General features: G+C 66.7%; 10 protein-coding genes and 4 tRNA genes. 8 read left to right on the forward strand and 6 right to left on the reverse strand.

Annotated features, from left to right (window positions below; translation table 11 throughout):
• Positions 1-53: 53 nt before the first annotated feature.
• Positions 54-746 (forward strand): amino acid ABC transporter permease, encoded by a 693-nt coding sequence (locus H0X91_RS11615; protein WP_006484207.1) that lies wholly within the window; start codon positions 54-56, stop codon positions 744-746.
• Between the two features lie 51 nt (positions 747-797).
• Here H0X91_RS11615 and H0X91_RS11620 read toward each other — a convergent pair whose 3' ends face one another.
• From H0X91_RS11620 to rnr, 6 genes are all read right to left on the reverse strand, one after another.
• On the reverse strand, positions 798-1,784 hold the full coding sequence (locus H0X91_RS11620; protein ID WP_048986586.1) for a Gfo/Idh/MocA family protein: 987 nt from the start codon (positions 1,782-1,784) through the stop codon (positions 798-800).
• Between the two features lie 104 nt (positions 1,785-1,888).
• The gene (locus H0X91_RS11625; protein ID WP_006484155.1) at positions 1,889-2,605 is read right to left on the reverse strand and encodes a FadR/GntR family transcriptional regulator; all 717 of its coding nucleotides are present in this window, start codon (positions 2,603-2,605) and stop codon (positions 1,889-1,891) included.
• 282 nt (positions 2,606-2,887) lie between these two features.
• Complete coding sequence (gene rpiA, locus H0X91_RS11630) at positions 2,888-3,583, reverse strand: ribose-5-phosphate isomerase RpiA (protein WP_048986587.1); 696 nt, start codon at positions 3,581-3,583, stop codon at positions 2,888-2,890.
• Positions 3,584-3,675: 92 nt separating this feature from the next.
• Positions 3,676-4,548, reverse strand: coding sequence for an N-acetylmuramoyl-L-alanine amidase (locus H0X91_RS11635; protein WP_034201833.1), 873 nt, complete (start codon positions 4,546-4,548; stop codon positions 3,676-3,678).
• A gap of 109 nt (positions 4,549-4,657) precedes the next feature.
• Positions 4,658-5,401, reverse strand: a complete 744-nt coding sequence (gene rlmB / locus H0X91_RS11640; RefSeq protein ID WP_006484150.1) for a 23S rRNA (guanosine(2251)-2'-O)-methyltransferase RlmB — start codon at positions 5,399-5,401, stop codon at positions 4,658-4,660.
• Between the two features lie 148 nt (positions 5,402-5,549).
• A complete protein-coding gene (rnr, locus tag H0X91_RS11645; protein ID WP_006484152.1) occupies positions 5,550-8,024 on the reverse strand; it encodes a ribonuclease R in 2,475 nt (824 codons plus the stop codon).
• Positions 8,025-8,273: 249 nt separating this feature from the next.
• On the opposite strand from rnr, the gene H0X91_RS11650 reads away from it, so the two are divergent.
• From H0X91_RS11650 to H0X91_RS11680, 7 genes are all read left to right on the forward strand, one after another.
• Positions 8,274-8,360, forward strand: a tRNA-Leu gene (locus H0X91_RS11650).
• Positions 8,361-8,548: 188 nt separating this feature from the next.
• Positions 8,549-9,538 (forward strand): aliphatic sulfonate ABC transporter substrate-binding protein, encoded by a 990-nt coding sequence (locus H0X91_RS11655; protein ID WP_084750269.1) that lies wholly within the window; start codon positions 8,549-8,551, stop codon positions 9,536-9,538.
• A 110-nt stretch (positions 9,539-9,648) separates the two neighbouring features.
• Positions 9,649-9,735: transfer RNA gene (locus tag H0X91_RS11660), tRNA-Leu, on the forward strand.
• A gap of 246 nt (positions 9,736-9,981) precedes the next feature.
• A tRNA-Leu gene (locus H0X91_RS11665) sits at positions 9,982-10,068 on the forward strand.
• A gap of 246 nt (positions 10,069-10,314) precedes the next feature.
• Positions 10,315-10,401: transfer RNA gene (locus H0X91_RS11670), tRNA-Leu, on the forward strand.
• Between the two features lie 292 nt (positions 10,402-10,693).
• Positions 10,694-11,941: an ROK family protein gene (locus tag H0X91_RS11675; protein ID WP_060268024.1), complete on the forward strand. Its 1,248-nt coding sequence runs from the start codon at positions 10,694-10,696 to the stop codon at positions 11,939-11,941.
• On the forward strand, positions 11,928-13,481 hold the full coding sequence (locus H0X91_RS11680; RefSeq protein WP_060210822.1) for a sugar ABC transporter ATP-binding protein: 1,554 nt from the start codon (positions 11,928-11,930) through the stop codon (positions 13,479-13,481). Before H0X91_RS11675 ends, H0X91_RS11680 begins: the two co-directional genes overlap by 14 nt.
• Positions 13,482-13,486 lie beyond the last annotated feature (5 nt).

Genomic DNA, 13,486 nt, shown 5'->3' on the forward strand with positions numbered 1-13,486 from the left:
TTATTGGTCCGGTTTATGATTGCGCTTTCGCGCACGCATTCGATTCGTATTCCATGTCGACAACGTCCCTGCTCGTCCAATCGCTGCCGGTGCTCGCCCAGGGTGCCGTACTGACCGTCAAGTTCGCCGTGCTGTCGATGGTGTTCGGCCTGCTTGGCGCGGTCGTGCTCGCGATGATGGGCATCCGGCAAAGCGAGGCGCTCGACGGCTTCGAACGCATCTGGGTCAACGCGCTCGCGTGGCTCGCTCGCGCGTATGTGAGCCTGATGCGCGGCACGCCGCTGCTCGTGCAGATCTTCGTCATCTATTACGGGCTGCCGAGCCTCGGCATCTCGCTCGACCCGACGCCGGCCGGCGTCATCGCACTGTCCGCGAACGTCGCCGCGTACATGTCGGAAAGCATGCGCGGCGCGATCAACGGGATCGCGCGCGGCCAGTGGCTCGCCGCGTACAGCCTCGGGCTGTCGTGGGGGCAGACGCTGCGCTACGTGATCGGCCCGCAGGCGCTGCGCATCGCGGTGCCGAGCCTGTCCAACAGCCTGATCAGCCTGATCAAGGACACGTCGCTCGTGTCCGTGATCACCGTGACCGAACTGCTGCGCAGCGCGCAGGAAGTGATCGCGGCGACCTATCAGCCACTGCCGCTCTATCTCGCCGCCGCGGCCGTGTACTGGATCCTGTGCCAGATCCTCGAATGGGTGCAGCGCTGGTACGAAAAGCGCCTGTCGCTGCCGTCGCGGCACTGAACCACGCAGTCGCGCCGGGCCGCGCTCGCGGGCCCGGCCTCTCCGTCCCGCCTATTCGCCCGAATAGCGCACGCCGAGCATGGCGCGCGCCGCATCGGTCATCGCGATCATCTGCCGCGAATGATCGTGCGTCATGATCGGACTTTCGGTTTCGCCCGCGCGCAGCAGGTCGCAGAAATGCGCGGTTTCGTAGTTCAGCCCGCCGCCTTCGACCGGCGCATCGAGTTCGACGGTGCGCCCGTCCGCGTAGCGGATCGTCGCACGCGCGGGGTTCCACCACTTCTCGTGAATCGTCACGTGACCGCCCGCCGCCGCGATTAGCGCGTCGCCGCGCCCCATCACGTCGAGCCCGCAAAAGAGCTGCGCGATCCCGCCGTTCGCATGCACGCTGTTCAGGCTCGCGAACAGGTCGACACCGGTCGCGCCGACGCGGCCGAGCGTCTGCACGTCGCGCGCCGCGCCGAGCCAGTCGACGGCCAGGAACGCCTCGTAGATGCCGATATCGAGCAATGCGCCGCCCGCACGATCCAGGCGATAGACGGAATGATCCTCCGGCACCGACGACGATGCGCAGCCCGCCCGCACGAGCCGGATCTCGCCGATCGGATCGTCGCGCAGATGCGCACGTAGCTGACGGTACAGCGGGAAGAACGGCGGCTTCATCGCCTCCATGAAGAGCAGCCCGGCATCGCGCGCCGCGTGCAGCACCGTGTCGAGTTGCGCGGCGTTCAGCGCCGCGGGTTTCTCGCACAGCACGGCCTTGCCGGCGGCCAATGCGGCCAGCGTGTACTGCGCGTGACTGTCATGGAGCGTCGCGATGTAGACGGCGTCGAGATCGCTCGCGAGGAGCGCGTCGGGGCTCGCGGCAGGCGTGCCGCCGTATGTCTCGCAGAAGGCGGCCGTTGCGTCGGCGCGGCGGGCCCAGGCACCGGCCAGCATGGCGCCCGGCACGTACGCGAGGCTTTGCGCGAAGCGGCGCGCAATGCTGCCTGCACCGACGATGCCGAAGCGCACCGGGCGATGGTCGTTGTCGTTCATCCTGATCTTCCGTGTCGGTCGTATGACGGTAGCCGGCACGCTGCCGGCCGGACGTCATGATAAACGGCCCGGCGGCACCAGGATGAGCAACGACACGCGCCGCGTCAGGCACGCACCGGCACGTCGACCGAGAAATCGCGCGAAATCTCGTCCGCGCTGAAGTCGATCAGCGCGAGCGAGGCCGCTTCGGCTTCGCGCGGGTCGCGCCGCTCGATCGCATCGACGACGCGCGCATGCGCCTTCACTGCGATGTCGTGCGCGCCTTCCTTCTGCACGACGCGCGGATTCACGAGACGCACGGCCCCGCGCACGATCGCCGCCATCTGCTGGAAGAACTGGTTGCCGCTCGCCTGGACGATCCGCGTGTGCAGCAACTCGTCCGCCGTGTCGTAGCCGGGGTCGCCAGGCTGCAGCACCTTGAACGCGTCGAACGCTTCGCGAATGCCGGCGATATCGGCCGCCGTCGCACGCACCGCCGCCTGCGCGGTCGCACGTGGTTCGATCAGCATCCGGAATTCGATGACGTCGCGCATGAACTGCGGATCGGGCTTTGCCCGAAAGCGCCAGCTCACGACGTCTTCGTCGATCATCCGCCAGTCGCGCATCGGCCGCACGCGCGTACCGACTTTCGGACGCACGTCGAGCATGTCGCGCGCAAGCAACATCGACAACGCTTCCCGCATCACCGTGCGGCTCACATCGAACTCTTTCGACAGCACGTCCTGCGGCGGCAAGATGCCGCCATACTTGTCTTCGACGATACCCGAGACAAGCCCATCCATCACTTTGGCGACCAGTGACCGGTCTTTGCCCTGCTCCATGACACCTCCCCGTGCGTCGATTTGCGAACACCTGCTCCGCAGTTCCGCCGGCCCTGGTTACTACTCTGTTCTTATGATCTATAAGTTGATGAGTTCGAGGATATTTCGCTATCTGGTAAACACCTGACAGGGTTATCCCTCTTTTGAACGGGGTAGATTTATACGGCTAAAAAAAAGGCCCGGGAAGCGCGCCGCGCCTGCCGGACCCCGGTTTACACAAGATTTAAACATTCAATCCATGACGGCGCTACCGCGCCATTACGGACTGCTTCTCATTCAGATTCAAGCAGCCGGATAAACGATCGTTTCAACGCCGTTTTCCGTGCCGAGCAAGCACAGATTCGCGCCGCGCTCGGCAAACAGGCCGACCGTCACGACGCCCGGCCATGCGTTCACCTGCGCTTCGAAACCGCGCGGATCGGCAATCTGCAGGCCCTTCACGTCGATGATCTCGTTGCCGTTGTCGGTAATGTACGGTGCGCCGTCCTTCGTCACGCGCAGCACGGGCACGCCGCCGAGCGCGGTCACGCGCCGGCCGATCGCCGTACGCGCCATCGGCACGACCTCGATCGGCAGCGGGAACGCGCCGAGCACCGGCACGCGCTTGCTGCCGTCCGCGATGCAGACGAACGTATCGGCCACCGACGCGACGATCTTCTCGCGCGTGAGCGCGCCGCCGCCGCCCTTGATCATCGCGCCGCCGGCGTCGATCTCGTCGGCGCCGTCGACGTACACCTGCAGCGCGTCGATCTCGTTCAGGTCGAACACCTTGATGCCGTGCGATTTCAGGCGTTCGGTCGTGGCGACCGAGCTCGACACGGCGCCGCGATAGCGCGACTTGACGGCGGCGAGCGCGTCGATGAAGCAGTTGGCGGTCGAGCCGGTGCCGACGCCGATCACGGCGCCTTCCGGCACGTTCTGGATCACGTAATCGGCGGCGGCCTGGCCGACGAGGCGTTTGAGTTCGTCTTGAGTCATGGCGTGGTAATGCTACGGGATTGCGGAAAACCGCCAGTTTACCGGAGTCGGCGGACGCGCCCGCGTTTTTCGGCGTGCGGGGCGTCGCGTATTCAGCGCGTATCGGCCGCCGGCGCGTGGTCCGCCGCTTGCGTGCCGGGGAAGTACTTGTCGAGCAGCGCCTGCGCGATCGCGTCGCTTTCGGCATCCGGATTGCCCGCGTAATCGGACGGCCGGAAATGCATCTGGAACGCCGCGAACACGCGCCGCGTGCGCGCGTCGAGCACGCCGTCGGTCGGCACGTCGTAGCCGTAGCGCGCGAGCTTGAGCTGCAGGTCGCGCACGTCGACCGGCGCATGCGGGTCGCGGCCGCCGAGCCGCGCGGCGACGGTCGCGTCGTCCGGCCATGCGCCCACGCCGGCTTGCGCGAGCGCATGCCATGGGAACAGCGGGCCGGGATCGATCTTGCGTTGCGGCGCGATGTCGCTGTGCCCGACCACGCGCGTCGGCGCAATCCCGTAGCGCGCGACGATGTCCTTCGCCAGGCGGGTCAGCGCGTCGACCTGTTCGGGCGGATACGGCTGCCAGGTGCGATGCTGCGGATCGAGCGGGCCGCGGTTCACGTTCTCGATGCCGATCGACACCGCGTTCAGCTCGGTCGTGCCCTGCCACTCGCTGATGCCCGCGTGCCACGCACGCTGCGCCTCCGGAACGAGCTGGTAGACGACGGGCATGCCACGCTCGGTGCGCGGCTGCGGCGGGACGACGTAATGCACGCTGACCGAATCGCCGGTCAGCGTGCGCAGCGATTTCGTCTCGTCGCTTTCGGTGTAATGCATCACGAGAAAGCGGATCCGCGAATCCGCGCCGCGCGCATGCAGGCTCGTATCGGCGTAGTAGGTGCCGCGTTCGACGAGCGACGGCGACGTGCAGGCCGCCAGCAGGCCGAGCACGGTGCAGGAGACGCCAACGCGGAACAGGGTCATCGGTCGCGGGTTCCGGAGAACCGCGTGCCGCCTTGCTTCGCGGCACGCGTCGTTCGGGTCATTCGACGCCCGCGCATCGCGCGCGGGACGGGTCGGGTCGGCCCCGGGGTCAGCCCTTCACGCGCCGCTGGCGCACGGCTTCGTACAGGCACACGCCGCTCGCGACCGACACGTTCAGGCTTTCGACGCTGCCGGCCATCGGGATGCTCATCACTTCGTCGCAGGTGTCGCGCGTGAGCCGGCGCATCCCTTCCCCTTCCGCGCCCATCACGAGTGCGACCGGGCCGTCGAGCTTCGTTTCGTAGAGCGTCGCCGGCGCCTCGTCCGACGTGCCGATGATCCACACGCCGGCTTCCTTCAGCTCGCGCAGTGCGCGGGCGAGGTTCGTCACCGTGATGTACGGCACCGTATCGGCCGCACCGCTCGCGACCTTGGCGGCGGTCGCGTTCAGCCCGACCGCCCGGTCGCGCGGCGCGATCACCGCGTGCGCGCCGGCCGAATCGGCCACCCGCAGGCATGCGCCGAGGTTGTGCGGATCGGTGACGCCGTCGAGCACGAGCAGCAGCGCGGGCCCGTTGATGCCGTCGAGCAGCTCGGACAGGTTCTGCGCAAGCGGCATGTCCTCGACGCGCGCGACGACGCCCTGGTGACGCTCGGTGTGCGCGAGGCCCCACAGGCGCGTTTCGTCGGCTGCGATCAGCCGCACGCCCGCTTCCTTCGCGGCGTGCAGGAACTCCTGCATGCGGCGGTCGCGGCGCGTCTGGTCGTACAGCACCTCCGCAACCGTCGATGCATCGTGCCGCAAACGTGCGGTCACCGCATGAAAACCGTAAAGAACCTTCAGACGTGACATGACTGGAACAACCTTCGATCAAACGTGCGGTCGCGCGACGTGCGCAGCCGCGATCCATGGAAAAGGAAAGCGCCGCGTGGCCGGCCGATGACCGGTGACGCGGCGTCTCTCGATACTGCAGGGCGTGCGCGTACGCCGCCCCGAACGCTCAATACTTCTTGCGGGCGCGGGTCTTCTTCGCGGTCGGCTTCGCCGGCGCGCCACCACCGCCCTTCTTCTTCGCGGCGCCACGCGCGGCGCGCGCCTCCTGCACCGCGACGCTCGGCGCGCTCGCGGCCTTCTTGCGACGCGGCACGGTTTCCTCGACCGGCGGCAGCGCGCGCACGCGCGGGCCATTGCCGTTGCCGTTGCGATCGACGCCGGCAGCCGGCGCGGGCGACGGACGCGGCGCCTTCACCGGCGTATCGCGCACGAGGCGGAAATCGATCTTGCGCGCATCGAGATCGACGCGGCTCACCTGCACGCGCACGCGATCCGACAGACGATAGCGGATGCCCGTGCGTTCGCCGCGCAGCTCGTTCTTGATCTCGTCGTACTGGAAATAGTCCGAGCCGAGTTCCGTCACGTGCACGAGGCCTTCGATGAACAGCGTGTCGAGCTGCACGAAGATGCCGAACGACGTCACGCCGTTCACCATCCCGCCGTACTCCTCGCCGAGCTTGTCGCGCATGAAGTAGCACTTGAGCCACGCCTCGACGTCGCGCGACGCTTCGTCCGCACGGCGCTCGTTCGCCGAGCAGTGCAGGCCGAGCTCTTCCCAGATCGCGGTGTTCGAGCGCGAGCGGCCGCGCGCTTCGTCGTCGGCCTGCTGCATCGCGCGGGCGCGCGGCGACAACGCGGTGTTCAACTCGAAGCCTTCCGGCGCCTTCGGCGTGTACTTCTTGCCCGACAGGATCGCGTAGATCGCGCGGTGCGTGAGCAGGTCCGGATAGCGACGGATCGGGCTCGTGAAGTGCGCGTATGCCTCGTACGCCAGGCCGAAGTGGCCGATGTTGTCCGGGCTGTAGACGGCCTGCTGCATCGAGCGCAGCAGCATCGGCTGCAGCATCTGCGCGTCCGGGCGGTCGCGGATCTGCGCCATCAGCGCCGCGTAGTCGCTCGCGTGCGGCTTGTCGCCGCCGCCGAGCGACAGGCCCATGCCGCGCAGGAACGCCCGCAGGTTCTCGAGCTTCTCCGGCGTCGGCCCCGCGTGCACGCGGTACAGGCCCGGATGCTTGTTGCGCTTCAGGAAATCGGCCGCGCAGACGTTCGCGGCCAGCATGCATTCCTCGATCAGCTTGTGCGCGTCGTTACGCTGGCGCGGCACGATCTGCTCGATCTTGCCCTGCGAGTTGCAGACGATGTAGGTCTCGGTCGTGTCGAAGTCGATCGCGCCGCGCTTCTGACGGGCGGCGAACAGCGACTTGTAGACGCCGTACAGGTCCTGCAGGTGCGGCAGCAGGTCCGCGCGGCGCGCGGCCTCCGGCCCCTTCGTGTTCGACAGCACGGCCGCGACTTCGGTGTACGTGAGGCGCGCCGCCGAATGGATCACGGCCGGGTAGAACTGGTAGGCCTTGATCTCGCCGCGCGCGGTGATCACCATGTCGCATGCGAGCACGCAGCGATCGACCTGCGGATTCAGCGAGCAGAGACCGTTCGACAGCTTCTCCGGCAGCATCGGGATCACGCGGCGCGGGAAGTAGACCGATGTGCTGCGCTCAAGCGCGTCGGCGTCGAGCCCGGTACCCGGCTGGACGTAGTGCGACACGTCGGCGATCGCGACGATCAGCCGGAAGCCGTCGCCGCGGCCGACCTTGACCGGCTCGCAGTAGACGGCGTCGTCGAAGTCGCGCGCGTCCTCGCCGTCGATCGTCACGAGCGGCACGTCGCGCAGGTCGACGCGGAAACGCAGGTCGGCCGGCCGCACCTTGTCGGGCAGCGCGGCGGCTTCGTCGAGCGCCGGCTGGCTGAATTCGTGCGGCACGCCGTACTTGCGCACCGCGATTTCGATTTCCATGCCCGGATCGTCGATATCGCCGAGCACTTCGACGACACGGCCGAGCGGCTGCGAATGGCGGCTCGGGAAATCGGTCAGCTCGACGACGACGACCTGCCCGACCTTCGCCTTCTTCACGTTCTGCGTGATCAGGATGTCGTGGCCGATGCGCTTGTCTTCCGGCGCGACGATCAGCGCGCCGTTCTCGTTCAGCAGACGGCCGATCACGCGCTTGTTCGCGCGGTCCGTGACTTCGACGACATGCCCTTCCGGCCGGCCGCGGCGATCGTAGCCGACGATCCGCGCGAGCACGCGGTCGTTGTGCATCACTTTCTGCATTTCGCCGTTCGGCAAGAACAGGTCGTCCTGGCCGTCGTCGCGGATCACGAACCCGTAGCCGTCGCGATGCCCCTGCACGCGCCCGGCGACGAAATTCGACGGATGGGTCAACTGGTAGTGGCCACGCTTGTCGAGGCGGATCTGGCCGTCGCGCTCCATCGCGGCGACACGCCGGAAGAACCCCTCGCGCTCCTGACGCTTGATCGACAGTGCTTCGGCGATGTCGTTGGCGGCCAGCGGCGCGTCGCTCGTACGCAGCACGCCGAGAATCTCTTCACGGCTCGGAATGGGGTACGGATATTTGCTCAAGGGTTTGTCGATGATTGTTCTCGTTGCGTTGACTGATGGTGCACGGCATCAACATAGAGGTGTCCGTCAGACAGTTCTATATTGACGGCGGCGGGTCATTCTATCACCCGCCTGTGTCGCCAAATGACCGGAATGCCGCCGGCGCGGGCGTCGACGGCCGGTTTGCGATGCATCGCAAAAAAGTGTTGACAGGAATAATTGGGGCGCTATAATTTCGCTTCTTTGCAGCAAGCAGCTACTGCAAAACGTGCCCAGGTGGCGGAATTGGTAGACGCACTAGGTTCAGGTCCTAGCGGTGGCAACATCGTGGAGGTTCGAGTCCTCTCCTGGGCACCACTTGATTTATAAAAAAGGTCGGCTTTTGCCGGCCTTTTTTCATTTCGGCGCTTGCGTCGCGAGCATCCGTCCCCTGCCCTTATGTCGGCCGCTCCGATCGATAGCAGAATTTATCGGTTATCAATCGTCGTCCCCGTTGTTACGTTAGCCGCCTCGCTTTCAACGCATCCAACGAGGAGCCCCCCTTCATGACGTCGATGAACCGCCGCGCATTCGCGCGCGCGATGCTGGCCGCGGGCCTCACTGCCGCCGGCGTCCACGCGCACGCCGAGAACGCGCCGGCCACCCTGCGCATCGGTTACCAGAAGTCGTCGACGCTGATCACGCTACTCAAGACGCGCGGCACGCTCGAGCAGGCGCTGACGCCGCTCGGCCTGCGCGTGTCATGGCACGAATTCGCGAGCGGATTGCCGCTGACCGAAGCGCTCAACGTCGGCGCCGTCGACTTCAGCGCCGACGTGGCCGATACGGTCCCGGTCTTCGCGCAGGCCGCGCATGCGCGTTTCGTGTACATCGCGCAGGAGGCGCCCTCGCCGAAGGCGCAGGCAATCATCGTCAAGCAGGACAGCCCGCTGCGCACGCTTGCCGATCTCAAGGGCCGACGCATCGCGGTCACGAAGGCAGCCGGCAGCCACTACTTGCTGCTTGCCGCGCTCGCCCGCGCGAAGCTCGCGCCTGCCGACGTGGCGATCCATTACCTGACGCCCGCTGACGGCCGCGCCGCATTCGAGCGCGGCAGCGTGGACGCATGGATCACGTGGGATCCCTATGTCGCGTCAGTCGACCGGAATCCCGACGTGCGGATTCTGGCCGACGGCAACGGACTCGCGTCGTACCAGCGCTATTACCTCGCATCGAGCAGCTTTGCCGCGGCGCGCCCCGACGTCGTCCAGATCCTGTTCGACCAGTTGTCGCTGGCCGGTACGTGGCTGCGCGACCATCCGCAGGAGGCCGCGACCACGCTCGCACCGATCTGGGGACTCGATGCCGCGACGATCGCACGTGCGAATGCGCGACGCAGCTACGTCGTCCGCGCGGTGGCCCCGCAAAACTTCGGCGAACAACAGAAGATCGCGGACACGTTCCTGGCGGCCGGACTGCTACCCGCTCGCGTCGATACGGGCCAGGCGCAGCGCTGGAATTTTGCGACGAAGCGCGCGGAGCCGATCGGCGGGTGACGGTCGGCTGCCAAGGCGCGCAGTATTTTTAGCGTGCCGGATGAAATTGTGTTGACAGACTTCGTCAGCACGCTACAATAGCGGTCTTCGCACTGCAGTAAGCGAAACGTGCCCAGGTGGCGGAATTGGTAGACGCACTAGGTTCAGGTCCTAGCGGTGGCAACATCGTGGAGGTTCGAGTCCTCTCCTGGGCACCACTCGATTTATAAAAAAGGTCGGCTTTTGCCGGCCTTTTTTCATTTCCGGCGCTCAAATAAATATCTGCGCTCGCGTCGACGTATCGCCTCCCAACATCACACTCGGAGGTCGTCGCGGCTCGCACGCCCTCCCGCGCGGGACAATCACGCCGCCAGATTAATATTTTCGTCCGCCCCTCAAATTCTATTGACAGATTCTCCCGGCACGCTAGAATAGCGGTCTTCGCACTGCAGCAAGCGAAACGTGCCCAGGTGGCGGAATTGGTAGACGCACTAGGTTCAGGTCCTAGCGGTGGCAACATCGTGGAGGTTCGAGTCCTCTCCTGGGCACCACTCGATTTATAAAAAAGGTCGGCTTTTGCCGGCCTTTTTTCATTTCCGGCGCTCAAATAAATATCTGCGCTCGCGTCGACGTATCGCCTCCCAACATCACACTCGGAGGTCGTCGCGGCTCGCACGCCCTCCCGCGCGGGACAATCACGCCGCCAGATTAATATTTTCGTCCGCCCCTCAAATTCTATTGACAGATTCTCCCGGCACGCTAGAATAGCGGTCTTCGCACTGCAGCAAGCGAAACGTGCCCAGGTGGCGGAATTGGTAGACGCACTAGGTTCAGGTCCTAGCGGTGGCAACATCGTGGAGGTTCGAGTCCTCTCCTGGGCACCACTCGATTTATAAAAAAGGTCGGCTTTTGCCGACCTTTTTTCATTTCCGGCGCCCAGCACCGGGCGCGCTTACGGAATCTCCGTATCGCGTATCTTCCCTCTCCCCGCCTCACGTACCGTCGATCGGCACACGACTGCATTCGGCCCCTTCACGTCACTCCGCCCCACGCGAACCCTCCGTCGTAGAAAAACCGGGATTTCCCTAGGCTGACAGGCCGTCCCTCACGCGGTTAAATAAATCAACGTGATTTATTTAATGCGCCGCCGAGCGGTGCGACATGGAAGGAGACGCCATGAGAAGCCCGCACTTCGGCCAGGGAAGCAATTCGGCCAACGTGCGCCGTTACAACGAGCGCCTGCTGCTGAAGACGCTGCGCCGCGCCGGCAGCGCGTCGAAGGCCGACCTCGCGCGTCTCGCGAACATGACGGGCACGGCGGTCGGCAGCATCATCGGGGCGCTCGCCGACGCGAAGCTGATCGAATTCGCGGGTCGCACCGAAGGCCAGCGCGGCCAACCCGCTTCGCTGATCCGCCTCGATCCGCGCGGTGCATTCGGCATCGGCGTCCATCTCGACCGGATGCGCATCGAGACGGCGCTCGTCAATTTCGCGGGCGACGTGCTCGGCCGCCGCTCTCACGACACGCTGCTGCCGCCGCCCGCCGACGTGCTCGAGATCGTCCGTCACGACATCGACGCAATGCAGGCCCTGCTCCCCGACCATGAACGCGCGCGTCTGACCGGCATCGGCGTCGCGCAGCCGTACAACCTCGGCGCGTGGATGCGCGAACTCGGCCTCGCACCCGACACGTTCCGCGCGTGGGAAGACGTCGACTTCGCGTCCGACCTCGGCCGCACGCTGTCGCTGCCCGTGTTCGGCGAAAACGACGGCAACGCGGCCGCGATCGCCGAACTGTTCTACGGATATGGCCGGCAGTGCGACGACTTCGTCTACCTGTTCATCGGGCCGGCGATCGGCGGCGGCATCGCGATCGACGGCGACTGCCTGCGCGGCGTGACCGGCAATGCGGGCGACATCGCGGTGATTCCGGTGCCGCCGAGCCGGCTGGCCTCCGCGCCGCCGCCGCGCGGCCCGTGGGACATCCTGCTCGCGCGCGCCTCGCTGCATGCGCTCGTGCGCCACCTGCGCCATCACGGCGAGACGGTCGAGAACCGCGCCGATCTCGAAGCCTGCATCGCGCGCGGCCTGCCGGCCGTCGACGAATGGATCGACGACTGCGTCGACGCGCTCGCACCGGCGTTGCGCGCGGTGCTGTGCGTGATCGACGCGCCGGTGGTCGTGCTCGACGCCGACACCGACGCGGGCCTGCTCGACGCGGTCACGAGCCGCCTGCGCGCGGCGCTCGTGGCGACCGCACCCGAAGCGCGCGGCACGCCCGTGCTCGTGCGCGGCACGTTCGGCGCCGACGCCGGCGCGATCGGCGCCGCCACGCTGCCGATGTTTTTCAACTTCTCCCCGCGGGCCGGCATCCTCAAGGGCGCCCGCACCGACTCGCAGGAGGTCAACCATGTCGCGATCTGAGTCGCCCCGTCCGTTGCTCGAGATGCGCGGGATCAGCAAGACGTTCCCGGCCGTCCGCGCGCTCGACAACGTCAGCCTGACCGTCTATCCGGGCGAGATCCATTCGCTGATGGGCGAGAACGGCGCGGGCAAATCGACGCTGATGAAGATTCTGTCGGGCGCGTACCGCGCCGACGCCGGCGGCGAGATCCTGATCGACGGTCAACGCATCGACATCGACGGCCCGCTCGCCGCGCGCGATGCCGGCGTCGCGGTGATCTACCAGGAGCTGTGCCTGTCGCCGAACCTGACCGTCGCGGAAAACATCTACGTCGGCCGCGAACTGCGCCGCGGCAACCGGCGCTGGGGCACGATCGACCGCGCGGCGATGGCGCGCGGCTGCCAGGACGTGCTCGCGCGCCTGGGCGCGCCGTTCGGGCCGGACACGCTCGTCGACACGCTGTCGATCGCCGAACAGCAGCTCGTCGAAATCGCGCGCGCCGTGCACACCCGCGCCCGCATCCTCGTGATGGACGAGCCGACCACGCCGCTGTCGTCGCGCGAAACCGAGCACCTGTTCCGCCTGATCCGCCAGTTGCGCGAGGAAGGTCTCGCGATCATCTACATCAGCCACCGGATGGCGGAGATCTACGAGCTGTCCGACCGCGTATCGGTGCTGCGCGACGGCACGTACGTCGGCACGCTCGAACGCGCGGCGCTGTCGGCCGAGCGGCTCGTCGCGATGATGGTCGGGCGCGACATCTCCGGTTTCTACAAGAAGGAACACGCGCCGTACGACCCCGGCCACCTGCTGCTGTCGGTCCGCGACGTCGCCGACGGCGCGCGCGTACGCGGCTGCAGCTTCGATCTGCATGCCGGCGAAGTGCTCGGCATCGCCGGCCTCGTCGGCGCGGGCCGCACCGAACTCGCGCGGCTGATCTTCGGGGCCGAGCCGCGCGTGCGCGGCGACGTGAAGCTGGGCGAACGCACGTTCGGCGCGCACTCGCCGCGCGACGCGATCGACGCGGGCCTCGTCTACCTGACCGAGGATCGGAAGCGCCAGGGCCTGTTTCTCGACATGAGCGTGCGCGACAACATCAACATCTCGGTGTGCAACCGCGATGCGCGGCTCGGCGCGCTCGACCTCGCGCGCGGCGCCGAACGGGCGCGCGACGCGATCGCGTCGCTGTCGATCCGCGTGCCGCACGCCAACGTGAACGTCGGCGCGCTGTCGGGCGGCAACCAGCAAAAAGTGCTGCTGTCGCGCCTGCTCGAGACGAAGCCGCGCGTGCTGATCCTCGATGAACCGACACGCGGCGTCGACATCGGCGCGAAATCCGAGATCTACCGGATCATCAACGAATTGGCCCGTGCCGGCGTGGGCGTGATCGTGATCTCGAGCGAACTGCCGGAAATCATCGGCGTCGCCGATCGCGTGCTCGTGATGCGCGAGGGCGAGATCGCGGGTGAACTCGGCGGACACACGCATACGCCGATCACGCAGGAAGCGATCATCGCGCTCGCCACCGGCTCGCAGGCCGAACTGGCCGACGCGCACTGAGCCCC

Source organism: Burkholderia sp. 9777_1386 (genome assembly GCF_015712265.1).
In the GTDB taxonomy this organism is placed as follows: domain Bacteria; phylum Pseudomonadota; class Gammaproteobacteria; order Burkholderiales; family Burkholderiaceae; genus Burkholderia; species Burkholderia cenocepacia.

Excerpts from the sequence above, each read along its gene's own strand:
- rlmB (WP_006484150.1), bottom strand. The coding sequence starts at position 5,401 with ATGTCACGTCTGAAGGTTCTTTACGGTTTTCATGCGGTGACCGCACGT.
- H0X91_RS11680 (WP_060210822.1), top strand. The coding sequence starts at position 11,928 with ATGTCGCGATCTGAGTCGCCCCGTCCGTTGCTCGAGATGCGCGGGATC.
- H0X91_RS11655 (WP_084750269.1), top strand. The coding sequence starts at position 8,549 with ATGACGTCGATGAACCGCCGCGCATTCGCGCGCGCGATGCTGGCCGCG.
- H0X91_RS11615 (WP_006484207.1), top strand. The coding sequence starts at position 54 with ATGTCGACAACGTCCCTGCTCGTCCAATCGCTGCCGGTGCTCGCCCAG.
- H0X91_RS11635 (WP_034201833.1), bottom strand. The coding sequence starts at position 4,548 with ATGACCCTGTTCCGCGTTGGCGTCTCCTGCACCGTGCTCGGCCTGCTG.
- H0X91_RS11625 (WP_006484155.1), bottom strand. The coding sequence starts at position 2,605 with ATGGAGCAGGGCAAAGACCGGTCACTGGTCGCCAAAGTGATGGATGGG.
- H0X91_RS11620 (WP_048986586.1), bottom strand. The coding sequence starts at position 1,784 with ATGAACGACAACGACCATCGCCCGGTGCGCTTCGGCATCGTCGGTGCA.
- H0X91_RS11675 (WP_060268024.1), top strand. The coding sequence starts at position 10,694 with ATGAGAAGCCCGCACTTCGGCCAGGGAAGCAATTCGGCCAACGTGCGC.
- rpiA (WP_048986587.1), bottom strand. The coding sequence starts at position 3,583 with ATGACTCAAGACGAACTCAAACGCCTCGTCGGCCAGGCCGCCGCCGAT.